Consider the following 21,634-nt stretch of genomic DNA (forward strand, 5'->3'; position numbering starts at 1 on the left):
CGCAGCGTTGCCCAGGCATCAAAGCCCGTACCGCTCGTAGTATGGCACCACGCGAATGAACCGGCCTTCGTCACAACCAAGGGATTTGTAGAGCACCTCGTGCTGACGCAAGTCTGGGATTCGCCGGGGCACATCGGGCGACAGGTCCGGCAGCCCCAGGGCAGCAAGCTCGCGCCCGCTCACCGATGGCACCTTGTGGATGAACCACGTCCGCAGTGGCTGCCCGTAATTCTCCCGGCCTTCCCTGAAGTGCGAAAGATACTGGGACGCCAGCATGACGCCGTAGCCGAACTGTCGACCTTGCAGCATTAAATCCATCAGGACCTGAAAGTCGTACCGCATGATGTTGACTGCTTCATCGACCAACAGGAACGACTTCAGGTAGCGAAGTTGCGGGTTGGTCCCCTGGAACGGCGGCTTGTTCGTCCTCAACATGTTGTCGTAGTACAAGTTCAAGAACAGAGCCACGAGGGCATTCTTGGCGCTTTGGTCCGGGCCTAGCCGGTCAAGCGCGACAATGAGCACTTTGCCCTCGAGTAACTCGCCAAAGGGTTTCAAGACTGATCTGTCGGTGCTAAAAATCCCACTGAGCACAAAGCTGTCAAGGATGGATGACACGGAATCCGGATTGCCGGACTTGTCCAGATACTCGGCCCTGACCTCAGCAAGCGTCGGAGGCCTGTTGTCATTCTGTTCATAAAGCTCCCGGACGGCCTCGTTCAAGAGGCTCGCTTGCACGGGGCCGACACCCCGATAGATCTTCCTGAGGACATCGACGAAGGCTGCCGCCTGCTGGTATGGCAGCCTCGAATGCTGCCCGGTTACAGGCATGAAGACGTTCACCGGTATCTGGTGTGGTTCCAAGACAACGCCGCCGACTCGACTTACGAACTCGTCCTTTTGGAAGTCACCCTTATAGTCAAAAATCAACATTGATGTCGGCTCAGTTGGCTGTTTTTCGTGAGCTTGCTCCCGGATTTGGGAAATGAGGGCCTTTACCAGTTCCGTCTTGCCTGTTCCAAGGTCACCGACAATACCGACGTTCATTTGGTTCAGCTTTGTATTGCTCGGCCAGAAATCGACTCCGGTCTTTCCCAGTGATCCCAGGAGGTTGCCCACGTTGATTCGCACGCCGTCCCCAGCTATGCCAACCCTTGAGCTTGCCTCCGCGCCCACAGGCCGATCCGATTCTGCCTCGTCGGGCCCGGGCTGGGCTTTAGCGCCGACCGCCAACGATCTGTGCGGTTCCTCCTCGCCGTCAGTCCTGACGTGCTCTGGCCCCTGATCGGCGGCGTATTGACCCGCGGATCCCGTGAGGCGACGCTCCGGGTCGACCAGGTCTTCGTCCGAGCCACCCCGCACGGGCAGTTCCTCACCGGCTGGCTCGGCCGCAGACCAGTCGACCAGTTCGCACCAGCGCTCTGTAGTTGGGCAGGGATCAACCGAGTCCAACGCTTCAAAAACAGTGCCGGTGTCTGCAATCAACGCGCCGACTTGGAATTCATCGGTGCCCACGCCGCCTGCATAGAAGCCATCACCCGTGGACGTCGTAGCGCCATGTTGCAGGTACGTCAGAAGCGGCTTGCCTACACGGACCTTCAATCTGCCGTCGACCAAAGCCGCAAGGCGGTTGGCAAAGTCCCCCGGGGAACCAGCGAGAATGGGGTTAAGGCGCGCCGCGGTCTCAACCAACGTGGCCAGGCTATTCATCCAAATGACCCTGTCCGCACCCGAAACTTCAGCAGCCTTGAGCTCAATACCGGCCAACAATCGATAACTGGCTGCGAGTTGCGCAAGGGGTTCTTTTAGCGCGGCCGACCCCGGGCTGGGCAGGGTGGAGCCCATGGAGTCACCCTTGAGTCCGTAGCATTTGATCTCCACTGGAGAAAGAACGATCTGGTTTTCATCCATATCTATGAAAAGTAAGTCCGCACGGCGCTGGTGCTGGCCGTGATTCGCTTGCCCAGAAAGCGTGCGTAGGAAGTAGTCGGCAGCATCAATCGGTAGAACAAAACGGTTAGTCCTTTGGGAAACCGCCTTATCGAAAAGCCCGAACGTCAGGAAGAAGCCCAGAGCGCCTGCTACGTGCGTTCCGCCCATGGAGAGAAGCGAGGACAGGCCCACTCCACGACTGCCAAGCCTCGACATGACTGAAGCCTTGAGGGCAAACGTGTCCTGCCGGCCGGTGGCTTTCGTCAAAAGACTCTCAAGTTGATGCCCGAAGCTATCTGGGACTTTGGCAATGGATACAAAGGGACGACGTTCCATAAAAGGAACGTCCGAGGAGCGCTCGAACACGGGCGGACGCCATTCCCACAACATCCGTGCACCTTCACCGTGCGCATCCATCAGCTCAGCCATGATCGCCGGACTAAGGAACGATTCGCCCATGACCGTCCAGTCCGCCGTCATGTCTGCCACGTCGCGGCGCATCATCCCTGCTTCTACGACAGGGGCAGAATCGTCAGATTCACACGCTTCGAGCGCTCGACTAAATGGGACCCATCCCATCTCACCGGGAACCGCAGGCTCGCTTAGGCTGAGTCGCCTGTCCGTCAGTCGGTTCAGGTTGCTTTCAAATCGGCGAAGAGGCACGCTACCGAGCACACCGTGTGCATTCCCACCCTCTCCTACCCGAACAGTCGTGCCTGAGTCCTGAAGTAACCGTATGTTGCACCAGACCTTTGAATTCGGACGTGGGGCGTATCGAGACCAGGTCAACAGCATGTCGCGATTCTCGCGGACCAACCTTGTGACTGCGTCTCGGGGTACGGGCCCTTCACGCCTAACCGAGTCGAGCACCCTCAACCCGCCCATCAGTCGTCCGGTTTGGTCTTTGCCCCATTCCTCCGCGACGGCTAGAACCGAGTCGTCAATTTCGGTGAGGCGAATCTGACGATCCTGGGCGTGCAGATCTACTGTCAGCGTCGTGATGTTGGGATGCATCCTGCGAAAAGATCTCAAAGCTGCATCAACCGCAGTAGCGTTGAGTCCACTGACGGCTGTCCCCGGCGTTACCGCATTTCCAATCCGATCCGGCGCTGACAGCCGCCGAGGCCTTGATCTCCCTGAGGGAAGCATCATCGACCAACCTAGGAAGATCTGGTCCTCCCCCGAGTCAGTAGGAACCGCCAACATTCGTCCTGAGCTAGTCTCGCCAGGACCGACGAGCGGGAGGTTCCAACCTTCGATTGAGCCTGCATGCTGCACTGAATTCACGGCTTCGAAAAGAACGTGTTCCGCTCCCGTTAGCCATGCCAGCCGTAGCGGATGGAGTGGACTCAGAAGAACCGCCTGGCAGCCTTCATCGCCGCGGACATCCCAGACGCTGACGGACATGGGGTATGCCGCCCAGAAGACGTTTTCGTCCTTACCTGTAGCGCGGGCAGCGCCGACAAGTTGTGCGTAAGCCTCCAAATATTCGGCCAGTGCAGGGGAGCCCCAAAGCGACCGCCAAGACGTCCGTGACGGCCATTCGAAATCGACTCCTTCACCGTGCACATCTTGGCGCCGGAGAAGGTCAGCGAGGTTCAAGGCCCGAAACGCATCTCGAAACCTCTCCGCATCGGCGCCGCGTACAAAATCTTGGTCCAGCTCAAAGTAGCTAACACCGTCGAGAGCTCTCCGGGCGGCCTCTGGCATGAGAATCGCCCCGCCGTCTTGGGGACGCGCGTCCCAGACACGCGTCGACTCATTGCTCGGCATCATTATGTGGCCAAGGGCCGCGGTAATGGAATCGTCCCCTGCGACTAGCCGGCTGGCATAGAACGCTTCAGCCTGCCCTCGGACTGACCGTTCCGTCGCTGGTCTGGGCCTATCCGGCACAACTTGCTGCTTGACCGCCGCGGCGAGGAGGGCGGACTGATGGCCTCCTCCCGCTGCTACGGGCCTGACACGGAAGGTATAGCCATTCGCCACAAATTCGTTGTCGCCAGTGGGAGCGAAACGTAGCGGGAAGAGCCCCGTCAGCACGGGATGACCCTTGAGTGCCACACCATCCAGCAGTGGTTGATCCCCGGCATCAGGGTGCCACAGCATTGCTTGATAACCACCCGCCACCTCCGGAAGTTCCTCCGCGAAATCCTGCGAATGCTCATCGTGGTCGGATGACGGGGTCCAATCCATTGGCCCCAGATACGTCACCTTTCCTAGCGCGCCCGACTTCTTAAATGGGGCCGCTGCCAGGAACGTCTGCATGCCGGAAAAGACATATCCCTTGGTTGTCAGGTCACTTCGGACCGAAGGAGCAACGGGGTCGTCGGTCGAGAGCGAAACCCTGAGCGACACCATCCGGAATGGTGCGGCGCTCCGTCCATTTCCGCGGGGTTTAACAAGTCGGCCAACGGCAATCAGACCCCCGTCTTCCGCCAAGTCAACGCTCCCTACCCAGTTCGCAATGTTTGCAGGCAAGATTTGAATGGTCAGCCGAGAGGCGCGGGCAACGTCGCGTTCTATATGCTCCAAAGTCGGGATACGAATAGTAAGAAGCTCGGATTGGAGCTGACGCCCGCCAGCTGATCCATCGGCGGAAAAGGGTATAAGGAAGGGACTTTCTGGAAGCTCCGGGTCGAGCACGAGTGACCCACCCCCCGAGAAGGCAATATCAATTCCCGCGGAGTCATTGTCCTCGCGGGCCGGACTCCTAAACTGCCCTTCAGTCAATTCTGAGAACCGCTTTATGTTTTCTGGCGAAGCTCCAATAACTTCGACCAAACCCAACCATGCATTGCCCTCGCGGGATACAGCTTCATCCAGATCGTCGATGGCGAAGTCCTCAAGGGGGTGCCTGCCCCCGGCTGCTTTCACCTCCGGACGCGTAGCAAGCTGTCCCGCGCTCATCCGAAACGTTTCCTCGTCGCTCCAGCTCTCAGACAGGGAATCCCCGAGCGCCACTGCCGCAGATGCAGAGGTAAGGAACGACTTTGCTGCCCCGGATGTGGGTTTAGGCAAGGCAAAACAGGCGTACGCATACTTTGCCAAGGCCTCCGGAAGCTCTAGAGGGGAGCCAGTAACCCTCAAGTGATCGAGTGCTACCCAGAGGTTGGTGATTCCGCGATCGACGTGCGCGAACCAAGCTGCGTTCCAGCTCCGTCCAGTGTCCCCCGAGCGCGAATGAACGGTCGAAAGTGTGGAAAGGCAGGGCGCAAGTACTTGCGAACAGCGTGCCCATTGGCTGTCGCTCATTCCGTCGACGCCGAATTCGTCGACGAGTTCATGCACTATTAGGTCTGAAAGCTCGGTGAGGGCCACTGGACCTTCGGCCTGCTCGGGAAAGCTCTGACCGAAGACCTCGCGGAACACTTGAACGAAGGATGAAAGGTCGGGTTGGCGACCATACACGACCGCCAAATGGTCACCTTGACGGTATTGGATTGTGTGCTGGGGAGTCACGCGGGGACAGCTCGCATCGTCCAGGGACGAAGTCCCGGCCGTGACCAGCAGGGCAAATGGCGGTGTCGCCGGCCGGGCCCGGTTGGCGGATCGAACGATCTCCTCGGCGGAGTCCCTGCCGATACCCTCCGGTAGATGGACGTGGACGAGGCCGTTCGTTGTTGCGAGGGCGCGTCCGAGAACTTTGCTCAGCGAAATGGATGCCATGATTCTCCTAGAAAGCGCTCTCGACAATAACGGCGTGGTCAGCATCGGCGCTGCCACGCGCCATTCCGGCCCGCTCAAGCAGCGACACGAGGTCGCCGAGCTCAGGCCGCATTCCTAATATCGTTAGGTCGCGTAACACGTCTCCCACGTTGCACTGCGACCCAGGAGTCCCGCAGGTGAGGCTGGCGACCACTGCGATCCACTCAGTACCCGGATCGATTACGAGGTACCGGCGTCCTCTGGTCTTGAGAATCCCGTAATAGTCCGTGAACGGTCCGCTCGATTCGCGCACCTGCAGGCCATATTTGACGGTCTCCCAGACAAGTTTTCCGGCTTCCTTCTTGTCGGCAACTTCGGCTGCTAGCGAGCGCCTGAAGTCGCTTCCGGCGGCGTCGCGAAGGAATTCGATGGCATCCTGCTGCCCTCCAAGTTCGCTCAACCGTTCCTTGAGGCTCCTCCTGATCCTCTCGCCTCGCGAAATACGCCACTTAATGGTGGAACCAACATCGCGCACGGAAACGGAGGAGCGGCTGGACTGCCACGGCAGGGGCGACCGGACCATGGTTCGCAGCTCCTCAAACGAGTCAGGTACAGAGTCCTGGATGATGGCGGTCCCCACGGCCTCATACCACGCATATTCCCACAGGAATCCGAGTCCCATTGCGAGTCGCAGGACGGTGGTTGCCCAGTCGACCCATACCCGTGCGGGAAGCGCCTCCACCCACTCTTCCGAGGTTAGAGCCGCCCAGGACTTGGCAAACCACTCGTAGGGAGTATCCGGATAGAGACCGCACCAGTCGACGCTGTCTCCGGAGATAGGGAATGAGCCGCGTCGGCTGCATCGATCTCCGAAGACCGTTGACATCATGGACGTATCAATTGCCTTTAGCAGCGGGTCCAACTCCAGCCTCTGATCCGCGGCACGCAGCCATAGCTGCGTCGCTGATGCCGCCGGGCCGCCAGAGGTATGTCCAACGGTGAAGAGGCTTTCAATGATAGACGCGAAGTCGGGTGGCCCCTTTTTCACCAGAACGCCGCGGGGGTCCTGCATTAGCGCAAGGGCTGGTGTCATGGGACTAGAAGGCTGGTTTCCCGTTTTCTCGATTCGAATCCCCATGACGCTGGATGCGACGGCCTCGCCCAAGAGACTATCTGAAGCAGCGGTATTCAAGGCGAGTTTTTTAAGCCCATGGCCGAGCGCTTCTGCAGAAGCCCCCTCTGGCTTCGTCGGGCGCAGAGAAAGATACTGGGTCTCCTTGGGGTCGGCCTTATACATCAGGCCTACAGGTTTACGTTCTTCCGTATCTGATGCGATGGCGTAGGCATCCCATGCAAGCGCCGAGAGCAGGGCCTCGGGCACGGAAAAGTACTCGGGCCGATTAAACGGGAGCAGGAGATGTTCTGCTCTTGCAACCCTGTCCATCATGACTCCTTCGTGTACCGCTGGGTAATTTGGACTTCACGGTCGCCATCGGTCAGGCAGAACTCGGCCCCGTGCAGGTGGGAAGACAGAAGCCGCGACGCGCGAACGCGTTCCAATCGCGGAGCGGTCACATCGATGAGGTCAGTCACGCCTATGTGGTCGTCGACGCAGGCCATGGCCTCCCGGATCAACGGAAAGTCCAAGGACACCTTGCTCATGGTCGTTCCGTCTGTCCCGATAAGCAGGAGGACTTGCTCACCTTGTCCTTGTCTGTCGGTGGAAAGTTCTGGTTCCCTGACGCGAACAGCGAGCTTTGGCACAACGGTTCTTCCGGTAATGGGTTCGGTTCGGCTGTCGAACAGGGGCAGCAGCGAGGAGCCAGATTCACTCGGATTCCGCTTGGGCCTGATGAGTGTACGCAGCGGGGACCTCAAGTCATCCGGTAGGTGCGGGGACTGCACCCAAGTTCTAATGAGCATGTCTACCTCGCGCCTAAACGCACAGATCCCGTGGGACACCGCGTAAAGGCGCGTCAGGTAAGCTCCATACCAACCGGTGGCTTCGAACCGTTTGTCGTCTTTGAGGTGCGGCGACTGCAGAAGCTGACAGAAGGCGTCGTCGAGGCGCCGATCAAAGTCTGTCACCACAGCGTGTAGGGGACCATCTTCCGCTGCTGAATCAAGCAGGCTCTGTAGCGGTGTACCGTCAGAGGCGTGCACGCCGAAAGCGTCAGAAATACGGGTTGCCCACCCTCCGTCTGGCGAATCGGGGTCCGAACCTGGTACGGCATCGCTTACTGGGTCAACTGGGATAAGGAGCTTCAAGACGGGATCGCGCCTTGCCCCTTCCGGTGCTGCCGAGCGCTCCCCGGCACCAAAGATACCCTGGTTGAATCTGAGGCCCGACAAGATCCGCAGGCGTTCAAAATCATCCTCCGCGTCCAGGCCTAAGGGCTGGTTCGACATGACGAACTCGCCTAGGCGTTCTCGAGGCATCCGTGACGGCGCATCACCAACCAAAGCGCGAGTCAGGTACCCCCAAAGTTCCCGATAGGTCATCCGGGTCGCCGACACCAGCTCAGCGCTTCGTGCAATGGTCAGCAGGCCCGACCGCACCAACGGCGAGCGGAGCGACTGGAGGTTAGCCCGCAGTGGATCGGCAAAGGTTCCCGGCAGGTGTTCTACTGTGTCGCCAAGCGATTCTTCGACGGCCTTCAGGACATTGACTAGCAAATCCACGGCGGGAGCGCGCGTTGCTTCCATCGCTGGACGCTGAGCCAGCGGCATAATTCGATAGTCTTCGGCCGACACGCTTGAATCTGCTCCGATGGTAATGGCGGGACGTTCCTCGAAGAGCGAGCATTCGTCAACGAACACAGCCAATACGTTGGCAACATGCTCGCCCATGTAATTAAGTCTGGCGGACCGGACAAAGTTTTGCCCGGTCCCGCCAGACAGTTGCCACGACGACTCATTCGGGCCAGTCACCTGCGAGCCGTATAGCCACCGCACGAGTACGTCTCCCGCGGTCCAGTCCTCGGATTTGCGGAGTCGAGATTCTGACATTTCTTCAACAAGTACGCCTCGATTGACGCATGCCATTAAGTGTCGTGGTCGAGAAGGTGCCGTGTCGTCCATGTATAGGGACGTGATCCCATCGATGTCAGATATTAGTGGCGCCCGATTCGCGGCCTCCAGATTGATGGTCGCGTCGTTGACGACGACGAGATCAGCAAGTGTTCCCTGATAGTCATAGGTCCGATGCGCCAAACCATCTTCGAGTTCACTCTCTAGGCGCATCCCAGTTACCACCTGTGCCGTCGAGTGGGACTTACCAGCTCCCGGCCCTCCGACAAGGAACAGGAAGCGAGGTGGATAGCCGGCAGATACGCCCTGCTTCAGCCACTCACACGCCTCTTGAACACCGGCTGGACGCAACGCGGACGGCCAAGCCGAATCTACGGGGTGGTCCGGCCGCGCGGCGACGTCGGTTCCTCCTGTCGACCGGTCCCACAGCCCGACGAGGCTTTCCCAGACGTTTTCATTTTTCGTCGGTGGGGCGATTGGAGCAGACAACGGGCCTCTTTCGTTGCGGGCGGCTTGATGTGGGGCGCGGGCCGCTGCGGGCATCTTGGCCAGAGCCGACGGCGGTTCGGTTCTTCGTGGGCTTGAATTGTCCTTGGCTGTCACGGCATGAAGGACGGCCGCGCGTAAAGCGTCCTGGACATGACTTCGTGGCTTGTACCCGTCAACGAAACGGAAGCCGGCCTCTGCGAGGACGTGGCTGATGTTGCAGAACTTGAACTCGATGGAGCCCTTGCTGCGCCCAGTAAGCGACTGAACGCGTCGGTTGAGCGCAATCTTGGAATAGGCCATGCCACGGGCTTCGTTGTCAAGCATCTCAAGATAGGCGACCACGAGCGCACTCGTCTCGTCGTCGTTCCACGGTTTCGCTTCCCCCACGTTGACAACATACATGCCTCGATCTTTATTGGCGTACTAGACGCGAGTAACTGGACCGAAGGGTTGCGCTGCGGTCAGGATCGAAGTCCCCCGGCGCAGTACAGCTAGCGCCTGGTTTCCCGACAATTGGCGCGCTGAAGCGACGAAGGGATACAGGTTGTGGCTGGTACTGAAGCCAATCAGAAGGCAGAGACCCTTATAGTGTGACAAATCAATCCTGATAGGGGGACGCTTCGGAATGGAAACCGCTAACTTCGCACCCGGAACGACAGTAAGACTTGTGGCTCGCCCTCAAGTCATCGGGGTCGTATTGGGCTCACACGATGTTGCCGGCGTTCTCAGGTTTGACGTTTTTCACGACCAAGGCCTCCACGGTTACTTCGCCTCACAGATCGAATCGGTCGCAATCGGTTCGCAGCCTGAAACTATTTCTGCCGCTGCCCTGCGAGCAGGCCTCACATCAGAGCTATTGCGTGACAAGAACACCGGCTATCTGCATGCGCGAAATGTCGGCCGCATTGACTATGAGCCGTATCAGTATCGTCCAGTCCTTAAAATCGTTCAGGCTGATCGTCCGCGGATTCTGGTCGCCGACGATGTCGGAGTCGGCAAGACGATCGAGGCATGCCTCATTCTGAAGGAGCTTCAAGCCCGACAACGCGCGCGCTCAGTACTGGTTATCTGCCCAAAACCCCTTGTCGTCGATGAAAAGTGGCGCAATGAGCTCAAACGATTCGACGAGGACTTCGTCCATCTGGACAGTTCCGATCTCCGGTTCTGTCTGGAGGAGACGCTTCGCGAAGGTGAATGGCCATCTCGGTTCGCGAAGGCCATCCTCCCATATTCCCTTTTAGATGAGCGTCTACTCGTAGGGAGCGACGGTAACGGCCGTAGCCGTCGTATCGGTCTCGTTGACCTCGCCCCAGGCCCGCATTTCGATCTTGTGATCGTCGACGAGGCACACCACATCCGGAACCGGTCGACGTTCGCGTATCAGAATGTGCAACGCCTCACCGAGTCGGCCGATGCAGTAGTGATGCTCTCTGCCACCCCGCTGCAAACGGACAGTCAAGACCTGTTCACGCTCGTGAACCTACTGCGTGACGATCTGGTGCCGACTGAACGCGATTTCGCTCAAATGCTCGAACCGAACCACTACCTGTTCGAGGCCGTCGAAGCGGCGCGCGCGGGTCATGACGAGTGGCAAAGTGACGTGCATCGGGCCGTCGATGGGGCGCTTGCCACGGTGTGGGGAGCCCAGGTTATGGCGGTCGACCCGCGACTAGAGCTGGTCCGGGACCTACTCAGCAGCGAAGCTGAGGACGCACGTGCGCGTATTCGGATTGTGCGCACGCTGGAAGACCTCAATACTTTCTCGGCAATTGTGAGCCGCACACGCCGTCGGGACATCGGCACGTTCACGACGAGGAAGCCCAGCGCCCCAATAGTTCTCTTCACACCCGCTCAGGAAGCCGTCTACAACTCGGTGCTAGCACTCGGCCGTAGGATCGTGGAGCTCCAGGCGCCAGGGATGCCCGTTGAGTTTCTCCTATCCATGCTCCGACGCCAGGCAGCCAGCTCGATCACCGCGCTCGCGCCCCTCGCCGAACAATTGCTCGAGAGCCGTCTGGACAAGATCGAGTTCTCGGAGATGGGTGAGGACGCTCCCGACCCAGACACAATTCCTCCATTCGTGGCCGAGCTTCGCAGCGAACTTGGGAAGATCGGTCAGTTGGCGGCTGGCCTGAACGGGCTCCCGGACCCGAAGGTCGACGTCCTCAAGCAGGTGGTCGAGGACAAGCAGGCCGAGGACAACAACAAAGTTCTAGTTTTCAGCACCTTCCGCCATACCCTGCGATACCTCGAAGGTCAGGCTCGTGCCTGGGATGTTAGAACGGCCGTCGTCCATGGCGCGGTTCCTGATGACGAACGCCACGCACTCCGCCGGCGTTTTAAGCTTCCGCGCAGCAACCCTGATGCGATCGACCTGATGCTCTGCTCCGAGGTCGGCACTGAGGGACTCGACTATCAGTTCTGTAACACATTGGTGAACTACGACATCCCTTGGAACCCAATGCGCATTGAGCAGCGAATCGGGCGAATCGACAGACGTGGCCAGGAAAGCGAGTCCGTCGCGATCGTCAACATCCTCACGCACGGGACGATCGAAGCCGAAATCTACGACCGATGCCTGCTTAGAATAGGTGTCTTTCACCGCGCTCTAGGCGGCAGCGAGAAAATCCTTGGCGACCTGACTACGGAACTCCGCAAGATCGCTGACGATCTGACGATCTCCGACGCCGATAGGGAGGAAAGGTTTCGCCAACTCGCTGACAATGAGGTCGCACGCATCCAGGAGCTTGAGCGCCTAGAGGATCAGCAAGGAGCCCTGCTAGGGCTTACGACAGAGTCCTTCGAGTCGCGGGTCGCAGAAGCGAGCAGCGAGTGGCTCGAGGCCGACAAGCTCGGCGGGCTTGTCCGTTCATACTTCGAGTCCCTCATGCCCGAACGTCGTATTGTCTTGCGGCCGGGCAGGGTCACCGTTGTACGGCTCGACGACGACGCAGCTGCCCAGATCGTTGAAGATCTTCGTACCGCCGTAGGCGGGGACGCGCGGCTGGAGCGGCTGCTGCGGCGGGCACCGGTTACGCTTCGGGTCACCACCGAGGCCGAACTCGCTGCCGACGAGGATGAAGTCGAACTTCTCGGAGCGACTCATCCCCTCGTCCTCGCCGCCGCGCAGCGTGCAGCCCTATCCGGTGCCCCAACGGCTTCGCTACGCGTCCGCTCGGATCTTGTCCCGCCCGGGCGCTATCCTCTGGCAGTGCACGGCTGGACGCGTTTTGACTCACGAGACACTCTGACTCTTCGTTACGTCAGCACTGACCCAATTGTGGAAGCTGCCGCGGATGCACTGCTGGCCACGGCAGTCGACGGCGACCCCGATTCCAGTGTCGGGCCTTCGCAGGCGGACGCGCTGGGTCAGCGCCACCATGTCGAATGGGAAGCGGCGCGCGACAGGCACGTCAGTCACGCCAAGGCAGCGGGTGCACAACGAGTGGCGTCCCTCCGAGCGCAGCGCGACCGACAACTTCGTGTCGTCGAGGAAAGCGCCCGCAAGGTGAACGACTCCAAAATCGTGAAGATGCGTCAGAGTGAGTTGGCATCGATCCAAGAGAAGTTTGACAGGCTCATCGAACAGCATCAGCGGGCACTCACCGGAGCTGACCTGATAACTAAGCACCTCGCAACGGTGCTTCTTGAAGTGGAGGCACCGTGACAACATTCGAGGAACTATCAGCCCGTAGGCGAGGATACGTCAAGGCAGCTCGTGATAACGGGTTCGAGGAGGGCCTGCGAAGGCTTCTAGCCGACCTCTACCCAGACAACGCCCACTTCATCTACGAACTCCTGCAAAACGCCGAAGACGCTGGCGCCCGAGAGGTGAAGTTCAGCCTCCGGACCGACGGCCTGAAGGTCGAGCATGATGGTCCGCGGCTGTTCGACCTCGAAAACATAAAGTCAATTACGGGCATTGGCCAATCAACCAAGGCGAACGACGCAACGAGCATCGGTAAATTCGGCGTCGGGTTCAAAGCCGTCTATGCCTACACACAAACCCCCGTAATTCACTCCGGGGTACATTCCTTTGAGATCCAGGACCTCTTCATTCCGAGACGAGTGCCCGCAGAGACCCGGGATGGTTGGACGACCTTCTGGTTCCCTTTCGACCATGCAGACAAGCCCGCTGAGCGTGCCGTCGAGGAGGTCGAGAGCGCTCTTCGTGACATCTCTCGAACGACGCTTCTGTTTCTCAACAACATCCGCTCTATCGCATGTTCAATGCCCAGCGGGGATGACAGGCTGCTTGAACGCCATTCGCTCGACGAACACGTCATCGCCATTGAGAGCCTGCACGAGGAAGGGTTGTCGTACTGGTATCGAATCGCCCAGGAAGTCATGATCGAGGGCAAAGGCTACCGCGCGGCGGCAGCGTTCGCGCTCGAAGCACATGGGTCGAAGCACAAGGAGCCGCACGGACCAAAAGGTTATTCGGTCAAACCTGTGGACGGTCAGGTCTTTATCTATTTCCCGGCGCTTAAGGAGACATCCGGGCTGAAGTTCCACGTGCACGCACCATTTGCCTCGACCGTAGCAAGAGACAGCGTTCGTGACGTTCCCGAGAATGACAAGCTTATCGAGGGGATTGCTGAGCTTATTACAGAGGCCCTTCCTCGCATGAGGGATAACGGACTTATTACTGACGGCCTTCTGAATGCATTGCCGAACAAGAATGACGGCCTCTCAAAAAGGTACGCTGTGCTGCGAGACCGGATAACCAAAGCCTTCAGCACCCAGCCCCTCACGCCCATTCACGGCGGCGGCCACGCACCGGCGAGGTCGCTCCTGAGATCTGAGCGGAGCCTGCGCTCGGTGCTCTCCATCAATGATGTAAACACCCTTCGAGGACTGTATGAGTATGTTGGCGACCAACTAGGCGAGGGATGGCTGGCCGCCCGCGACGGGCGGCCCGGCGCGTTCCTCAATTCCCTGGATGCGGTGGACTTCTCTCGTGACGAACTAGCTGAGGCACTTGAACGCGTTGCAGCCATTTATGACGATGTGGCCCTCGCTTTGGATGATTTGTACGATGAGGACCGAGACGACCTTGGTTCCTGGAGCAATTGGCTTTCGGAGAAGGATGACGCCTGGCTGCGGACCTTTTACATCATGCTAGAAGAACTGGCTCCAAGGGCAATTTCGTCCAGCCCCTACTTTGACGACGACGATGCCGACTACCTCTACGCCCTTCGCAGGGCGCCGCTGCTACGCGTTCAGGACGGCGACGGCGTCGGGTACGTTCCCGGTCCGGAATCGTACCTTCCCATCGCACCCGGCCTACGAATCGACGGGCTGCTTGCCGACGGACTTGCCCCGTTCGAAGGAAGCGACGATTCCGAGCGCTTGGAATCACTTCGGGCCTTCTACAGACGTACCGGAGCTAAGCTGTGGGATGCAGCTGCGGAGCTGAATGCAAAATTCAAGAACTACGGTGATACGAGTGCCGCAATTACGGAAGAGCACGTGAATGACCTCGAGACCCTAGCGAGGCTCATCGAGGACAATGCTGTGTCACCCTCAACATATTCAAGCTCCAGCATCTTTGTCGCAATTAAGCCTGACGGAACCCGGTACTGGGCGAGTCCGAACAAGGTTTTTCTGGATGAGCCTTTTGCTTCGACAGGCCTGACATCACTCTACGAGTCAGATAGATTTTTTGGTATAAGGCCGGGACGTCTGGACCCAGGATACATTGGGGTGCTACCGGAAATTGCTGTGCTTACGGAGACTTTGGGGGTTCTTGACGGTCTTCGGATAACCCGTGCCGCCGTGAATAGCAACCCGGAGTTCAGCTCGGAGTGGGTCGAAAGGGAAAATCACAACAAAATCTCGATCGATTGGCAGATCCCTCACTTTAACTTAATAGTTTCAAACGGCGACGAAACACTCCTGCGGGAGTTGTGGAAGCTGGTGACTAATGCTCCGCATCCGTATGCCGACGCTACTTACCGGTCCAACGGGTCAAGCCGGAAGCACGTGATGCAGTCTCAACTTCTCCTCAAACTGACTTCTCAGGCTTGGGTTTTGGATCGCGATGGGAACCTCTGCCGCCCACAAGATCTCACGGCGGCGGAGCTGGCAGAAGGTCTGGTCGCGCCAGCACACTCGCCGCTTCTGGAGAGAGCGGGCTTTGGGCGAAATGCTGCTCTCGAAGCGATGCGCCGAAAAGGAGATGAAGCTAGGGCGAAGGCATATGGGTTCAGCTCGCTGGATGCACTGCTTGAGGCTGCTGAAGTTTATCGTGATGACCCGGACGCCTTTCGGGAGTTTCGTGAGTGGCAGCAAGCCAAAAAACTTGAGTCGCTTCCATGTGCCCCTACGTCGCAGCCTGATGCGAGGGCCGAGCGAGCTGGCGAACTCGCAGCCGTCGCTCCCGCACGCAGGCATGAAATGCGAACAAGATCGGTCTATGTGCAAGTACCGGGCCACCTCAGTGCCGCCCGTGAGTATCTGAGTCAGCACTACACAAATGATCATCAAGTCATGATTTGTCAGGTTTGTTCATCTTCAATGCCCTTCAAAATTCGGGGTGGATATTACTTTGAGGCCGTACAGTTCGTGAATGACGCCAAGCGAGACCTCCCCGAGAACCGGCTTGCCCTCTGCCCGACCTGCGCCGCAAAATACCGTCACGCAAGAGACACTCCGCCTGAAGAACTGCGCGATGACTTACTCACCCAGGGCGTCGGCCACCGGGGCAGCATCACCGTTGGCGTGCAACTCGCAGGCGAGGCAACGACAGTACGATTCGTAGGAAAACACGCCATCGACCTTCAGGCTGCACTTCGAGCGACTGAGGGCGAGCCGATCGATGACGATGAATGGGGCCAGTAGGCGCCGGCCGGGTCTGGGCGCAACAACGCCCAGCTGCCGGTGTCCGCGTTCCTACTCTGATAGACAGAGTCCATGACGCAGCCGCATGTTTTCGTAGCCATGGCCGACATTTTGAACCTCCGGTGTGACGCGTGGCTGCTGCCGACGGACTCCATGGTCACGATCCAGCGGCATTGGCTGCAGGCCCATCCGGACCTTCGAACTACAGCGGCGGCGTCGGCATCGGCGGAATTCCGTAACGGCAACGCGCTGGCCGAGGCCATCCATCCATGGGACCCGGCGGCACCGTTGCCCATCATGACTGCCGTCCCCGACGACGGCATCTGGGGTCCCGCCGTCGTCGCCGAACGTCTTGAAGCGTTCGTCCGCAGCGCCGTGTCCGCTCTTCCGGATCCGGACGACCGGCCTTACCGACTCCTGGCGTTGCCATTTTTTGGGACCGCCGGGGGTGGTGCCGGGAACCACCTTGGCGCTGCCCTGCGTGCCATCCTTGACGCCGCCACCGAACTGGCGGCCCGCTACCGCGTCGACCTCGTCCTGGTCTTGCGGGACAGAGCAGCGTTTTCACTAGCCCAGAAGCTGAGGCGCGAAGAAGGCAACTGCTCGTCGTGGCCTTCCCTCGGCGCCCATCTGCAGGAGAAAGCCGAGTCGCTTGGCCAGATCGCACGTGCCGGACACCTGGTGCCCTTTCTCGGCGCCGGGATCAGCGTCAGCGCCGGAGCTCCAAGCTGGGGCCAGCTTCTTGACAGGCTAAGGAGGGGTGTCCACCTCGAGGAAGGCGAATCAGATGCCTTCCACAGGCTGGGCCCGCTAGATCAGGCCGGGGTACTGGGGCAGCTCTATGCCGACCAGCATGACGGCCCGGAGGCGTTCGGTCAGGCGGTGGCCGACGCTGTTGATTTGCCGAGATACGGTCTGGCGCCGGCGCTCCTTGCCGTCATCCCCTCCACTGGGGCGATCACACTGAACTACGACCGGCTTTTCGAAACTGCTTGCAGGGATGCCCAGCGGCCACGGTCTGTCGTCCCGGAGAACATTCCCGCCGTCGGCAATGACTGGCTGCTGAAACTCCACGGGTCGGTGAGCCAGCCTGAAAGCATCGTGCTGACCCGTGACGACTACCTTGGCTACAACAGCAACCGTGACGCGCTGTCCGCGCTGGTGAAGGCGCACCTGCTGACCCATCACTTGCTATTCGTCGGGTTTGGGCTCGCGGACGACCACTTCCATGAGATCGTTCACGACGTCAGGCGCGCGCTCCCGAACAATGCTTCCAAGAACCATCAGATGGGCACGGTGCTCTCGCTCTTCCATGAGCCGCTGCAGAAACTGGTCTGGGCAGGGAAACTGGACATCCTGCCAATGTCCGCCGCCCCGGCGTCGGATGCCGCCCCCGTTGAGGTGCACACAGCCCTAGCGACTGCCGGACGGGAGCTCGAGATCTTCCTGGACATGATGGCCGCCTACGCGACCGACAATCACTCCTATCTGCTGGCCCCCGCCTACAACCAAGGGCTCGCCGATGACGAACTCGACTTGCGGCGGCAGCTCCTCGCCCTCGCCGGCCAAAAGCGTTCAGCCGATACCGCCGAAGTGTGGGCCGTGCTCGACAAGGCCCTCCGAGAGCTGGGCCTAGGCGACCCGTCCTAGCCTAGGGCTGGCTTGGCTGTTCCGGACGCGGACGTCAGCATCAAACACCGGTCCCTCTACGGCAGCGTGCTGCCGAATATCTCCAGCACCAGGGGATACAGCCGGCCGTTGAGCTCCCGGTATTTGGAAAGGAGGTTGATAAGTCGGCCGTCAAACTCCAACCAACCAAAATTGTCAAGACGGGCGACTGTTTCGCCGTCACGAGCAAGCGCCCAGCGGGTGTCTTCCCACGACTGCAGGCGGCCGCGTGTGGCGGACGACTCTGGATCCAGCGGTCCTCCGCTAAATTCGCTCGTCGACCATTGCTGGTGATCACCTAGGGTAAGCTCCAACATCGACGCCATCACGCGATAGCCGAGCGCTCTCGGCGTTGTCACCGGCGACTTCTCAGGGCGGTGGATGGCCTGGGACTTCTCCATCGCAATCGCAATCGACCGGGCACCCGGCATTCCGAAGGCTCTGTCCCATGGAATCTGGAACTCACCGCCGGAACCAGCGGTAATTCCCAGCCCCGAGCGTCGTGCTTGGTATTGCGGACCGCTGGCGTTGGTCATCATCAACGCATCGGCATGAGCCGCCGATCCCCCGTCGCCTGTCAGCCCTATGTAGAGCCCTGAGTCCCGTCGGCTCAGTTCGCTCGCTACGCGCCAAGACAATGCATTGATGTGCCGGTACCCCAGAGTGCCGTGTTGTGGGTAGATCATCTTGCTCCCTTGAGACGGCGGCTACCTTAGTCACGTCGTTGACACCATTATTTATGCTGAGAACCGACTCGGCCCGAGCGCCTCGCGGGGCAATTGTTATTCGCCGCCCCGCACCCACAACCGCGACGGCCTGCCCCGTGTCCCGTCGGACATCTGCCCGGTCCCCTCCAGCTTCGGCTCCATGAACCGGCGGAACGTATCCCGCATCAGAGTCGCGCCCGCCACCGTCTCGTGGAGCTCCCGAAGATCCCGAAGCGTGAACGGTTCGGCCAGCAGCCCACCCGGATCCGGCGCCTCACGGTAGGCGGCCTGTAGCCACTCCACCGCCTTCGCCACAAGGTCCGCGTGGCCGTAGGGCAGCCCGGCGACCAGCTCCGGTTCAGCTGTTACGGAAGCCAGCCGGACGCCGTCGTTCTTCAACGCGCCCTCCAGCGCCGCCAGCGGTACCACATCAACATGCGCCACGGACAGCACCCAGCCCCGGTCGTCACGACCCGGCTCGTCGAACACGTGGAGCTGGCGAGGCACTCGGCCAGACATGCCGGCCTTCTCCCGCAGGCAGCGCAGCACCGCGTCCGCGAGAGTCTCGCGCTCCCGCAGAAAAGTGCCGGGCAGCGCCCAGCGTCCGTGCTGATGGTCCTCCGCGCGCCGCACCAGCAGCACGCAGACGGAACCGTCCGCCACCGTCAGCACCGCCGTGTCCACCGCCACCGAGGGGCGCGGGTAGTCGAGCAGGGACGCGCCGGGGCTGTTCTTGGGATCCTTCACACGATTATTTAACGCGATCTTGCGCTAAAGATGCAAGCGGTGCATACTGGAGCCAATTAGCGCAGAAGTGATCTAAATCAACCGGAGGTCCACCATGAAAGTTCCCCAGCTCCACGTCGGCGCCGGCACCAGGCTCGGCCCCCTGAGCATCTTCCCCGTCTGGACCTCCGACGCCGGTGACCTCGGCATCAGCACCGGCACCCACGCCGACGTCGCCGTCACCGAACTCGCCAGCGGCGCCCAGGTCGCCCGGCTCACCGTCACCAACAACGGCCCGCTCCCGGCCCTGCTGCTCGAAGGAGAGCTGCTCGAGGGCGGACAGCAGCATCGGACCTGCGCCCGCGACGTCGTCCTGGGCCCCGGCGAAACGCGCGACATTGACACCTTCTGCGTCGAGGCCGGCCGTTGGGAAGCCGGCAAGTCCAGCCACCGCCGGCAGGCACGGCGCGCTCCGCTCAATGTCTGGTCCGAGCTGGCCAACGGCCTCGACGGCCGGCGCGGCGGCGACCGGCAGGGGCGGATCTGGGAGCGGGTCAGCCGCTTCGATGCAGCCCGCGGCGCGTCGGCGACCAGCTCCCTCCTGGACCACCTGGATCTGTTCAAGGACGACGGGCGCAACCGCTTCAACGCCGCGGATGCTCCCGAACAGCTGGAAGGCCAGCGCGGGGTCGTGATCGGCTTGGGCCAGCAGCCGCTGCTTCTGGAGGTGTTCGGCACCAGTACGCTGTTCCGGCGGCACTACTGCCAGCTGATCGATTCGGCGCTGCTGGACCTGGAGCTCCTCTCACCCCAGGCGCTGGCCTCCGGTCCCATGCCGGGCCAGCGGGCCCGCGACTTTGCCGCCCACGTCCAGACCATGGACTTCGGCACGTTCGACAGCGGCGCCGCGGCTGTCGAAGTCCGGAGCCACGGCCCGCTCCGGAGCCGCAACGTCTCCCGGGCCGCCGGCACGGTGTCCGCCGCCGGCATCGCCGTCGAACTTCCCGCCCGCCGCCCGCAGCTGGCCCACCTGACCGGCTGGAACACCAAGCACCCCCTGATGGAGATGGCATGGAACTGACCCCCTTGCAGAATGACCGCGCGGCCGGCGTCCTCGTTGCCTTAGCTGCCGGCGACGCCCTCGGCGCCGGCTACGAGTTCGGCGCTCCGCTACCCGACGGCGCCGACGTCACCATGAAGGGCGGCGGCCCGTTCGGGTTCGCGCCGGCCGAATGGACCGACGATACGTCCATGGCAATCCCGATCGCCCAGGCTTTGCTGGAGGCAGCGTCCGACGCCGGTTCCTCCTCCCCCGCGGCGCTCACCATGATCGTCCGCGCCTGGACCGCGTGGGCCGCCGAGGCCAAGGACGTGGGTGCCCAGACGAGCTCCGTCATCGCCGCCGCCCGACGCCTCGCCTCCGAGGCCGGCAGGAGCAAGGTCCGGGCCGCCGACTTCAGCGCCGCGGCGGAGGACTTCCACGCCCGCACCGGCCGCAGCGCCGGCAACGGCTCGCTGATGCGCACCGCACCGCTCGCCCTTGCGTACCTGGACCGGGACCCGGCCCCTCTGATGGCCGCCGCCGGTGAACTCAGTGCCCTGACCCACACGGACCCGGACGCGCAGGAAGCCTGCGGCCTCTGGTGCGTGGCCATCCGGAACGCGGTCCTGACCGGCATTCTCGATGTGCGTGCTGGCCTGCCGCTGCTGGCTCCTGAACGCGCCGCCCTGTGGCTCGAGCGGATCGAGGTTGCCGAGCGGTCCCGGCCGCGGGACTTCAGCCGCAACGGCTGGGTGGTCGAGGCGTTCCAGGGTGCGTGGAGCGCCATCCACTTCGCTTCCTCTTCCGCCGCCGGCCCCGCGCACCTCCGGGCGGCGCTGGAAGAGGCGGTCCGCGGCGGCCGGGACACGGACACCGTTGCCGCCATCGCGGGCGGCCTGCTGGGTGCCACCTACGGCTACACGGCTGTGCCGTTCGAATGGCGGCGACGCCTGCACGGTTGGCCCGGACTCCGGACCCGCGACCTCATGATGCTCGGCATGGAACTGGGCCGCGGCGAAGGGCACCGGCCCGACACGTGGCCGCGCGCCGAGCGCCACGACTACAGCATGTGGAGCCGTACCAACGCGCTGGTCCAGCATCCGCACGACGACGGCGTCTGGCTGGGCGGCGTCGGTTCGCTCCGACGAACGGCTGAGTTGGGGATCGACGCCGTGGTGTCCTTGTGCCGGTTGGGGACCTCGGATGTACCCGGTGTGTTGCCCGAAGACCACGCGACGTTCTGGGTTATCGACTCCCCCGCTGAGGAGGACAACGCCCACGCCGCGTATGTTGTGCGTGAGGCGGCGGCCGCCGTCGAACGCTTCCGCGCCGAGGGCAAGACGGTACTGCTGCACTGCGTCCGGGCCGAGTCCCGGACGCCGACTGCGGCGGCGCTGTACGGGGCACGTGTCGCTGGGGTCACCGCGATGGAGGCATTGGAGGATGTGCGACGGGTGCTACCTGAGGCGAGGCCGAATGGTTTGTTCCTGGAGCTACTACGAGACGCCGACGCGCGCGCAACATTCCTACCTGTTGTCTGATAACAAGTGAT

The 21,634-nt window shown here is 61.2% G+C and carries 10 protein-coding genes; 5 read left to right on the top strand and 5 right to left on the bottom strand.

What is annotated here, in order from left to right; genetic code table 11:
- Positions 1-18: 18 nt before the first annotated feature.
- The 3 genes from ACFVVK_RS12515 to ACFVVK_RS12525 are packed head-to-tail and all read right to left on the bottom strand — an operon-like array spanning position 19 to position 9,498.
- Positions 19-5,598: an ATP-binding protein gene (locus ACFVVK_RS12515; protein ID WP_390267001.1), complete on the bottom strand. Its 5,580-nt coding sequence runs from the start codon at positions 5,596-5,598 to the stop codon at positions 19-21.
- 7 nt (positions 5,599-5,605) lie between these two features.
- On the bottom strand, positions 5,606-7,024 hold the full coding sequence (locus tag ACFVVK_RS12520) for a hypothetical protein (RefSeq protein WP_390267004.1): 1,419 nt from the start codon (positions 7,022-7,024) through the stop codon (positions 5,606-5,608).
- Positions 7,021-9,498 carry a hypothetical protein gene (locus ACFVVK_RS12525; RefSeq protein ID WP_390267007.1) on the bottom strand — a complete coding sequence of 826 codons (2,478 nt, stop codon included), beginning with the start codon at positions 9,496-9,498 and terminating at the stop codon, positions 7,021-7,023. The genes ACFVVK_RS12520 and ACFVVK_RS12525 overlap by 4 nt, the downstream gene beginning before the upstream one ends.
- Positions 9,499-9,952: 454 nt before the next feature.
- Between ACFVVK_RS12525 and ACFVVK_RS12530 the strand changes: the two genes are divergently transcribed.
- The 3 genes from ACFVVK_RS12530 (at position 9,953) to ACFVVK_RS12540 (ending at position 17,589) form a co-directional block, all read left to right on the top strand.
- Positions 9,953-12,763, top strand: a complete 2,811-nt coding sequence (locus ACFVVK_RS12530; protein WP_390267010.1) for a helicase-related protein — start codon at positions 9,953-9,955, stop codon at positions 12,761-12,763.
- Positions 12,760-15,939 carry a sacsin N-terminal ATP-binding-like domain-containing protein gene (locus tag ACFVVK_RS12535; RefSeq protein WP_390267013.1) on the top strand — a complete coding sequence of 1,060 codons (3,180 nt, stop codon included), beginning with the start codon at positions 12,760-12,762 and terminating at the stop codon, positions 15,937-15,939. The genes ACFVVK_RS12530 and ACFVVK_RS12535 overlap by 4 nt, the downstream gene beginning before the upstream one ends.
- Before the next feature lie 72 nt (positions 15,940-16,011).
- Complete coding sequence (locus ACFVVK_RS12540) at positions 16,012-17,589, top strand: SIR2 family protein (RefSeq protein WP_390267016.1); 1,578 nt, start codon at positions 16,012-16,014, stop codon at positions 17,587-17,589.
- Between the two features lie 56 nt (positions 17,590-17,645).
- Here ACFVVK_RS12540 and ACFVVK_RS12545 read toward each other — a convergent pair whose 3' ends face one another.
- The gene (locus ACFVVK_RS12545; RefSeq protein ID WP_390267019.1) at positions 17,646-18,293 is read right to left on the bottom strand and encodes a hypothetical protein; all 648 of its coding nucleotides are present in this window, start codon (positions 18,291-18,293) and stop codon (positions 17,646-17,648) included.
- Positions 18,294-18,389: 96 nt separating this feature from the next.
- Entirely contained in the window at positions 18,390-19,061 is a 672-nt protein-coding gene (locus ACFVVK_RS12550; RefSeq protein ID WP_390267022.1) for an NUDIX domain-containing protein, read from the bottom strand.
- Positions 19,062-19,155: 94 nt separating this feature from the next.
- On the opposite strand from ACFVVK_RS12550, the gene ACFVVK_RS12555 reads away from it, so the two are divergent.
- Both ACFVVK_RS12555 and ACFVVK_RS12560 read left to right on the top strand, forming a co-directional pair.
- Positions 19,156-20,121 (top strand): ARPP-1 family domain-containing protein, encoded by a 966-nt coding sequence (locus ACFVVK_RS12555; RefSeq protein ID WP_390267025.1) that lies wholly within the window; start codon positions 19,156-19,158, stop codon positions 20,119-20,121.
- Positions 20,112-21,623, top strand: coding sequence for an ADP-ribosylglycohydrolase family protein (locus ACFVVK_RS12560; RefSeq protein WP_390267028.1), 1,512 nt, complete (start codon positions 20,112-20,114; stop codon positions 21,621-21,623). The genes ACFVVK_RS12555 and ACFVVK_RS12560 overlap by 10 nt, the downstream gene beginning before the upstream one ends.
- Positions 21,624-21,634: the final 11 nt, after the last annotated feature.

Source organism: Arthrobacter sp. NPDC058192 (assembly GCF_042883665.1).
GTDB lineage: Bacteria > Actinomycetota > Actinomycetes > Actinomycetales > Micrococcaceae > Arthrobacter.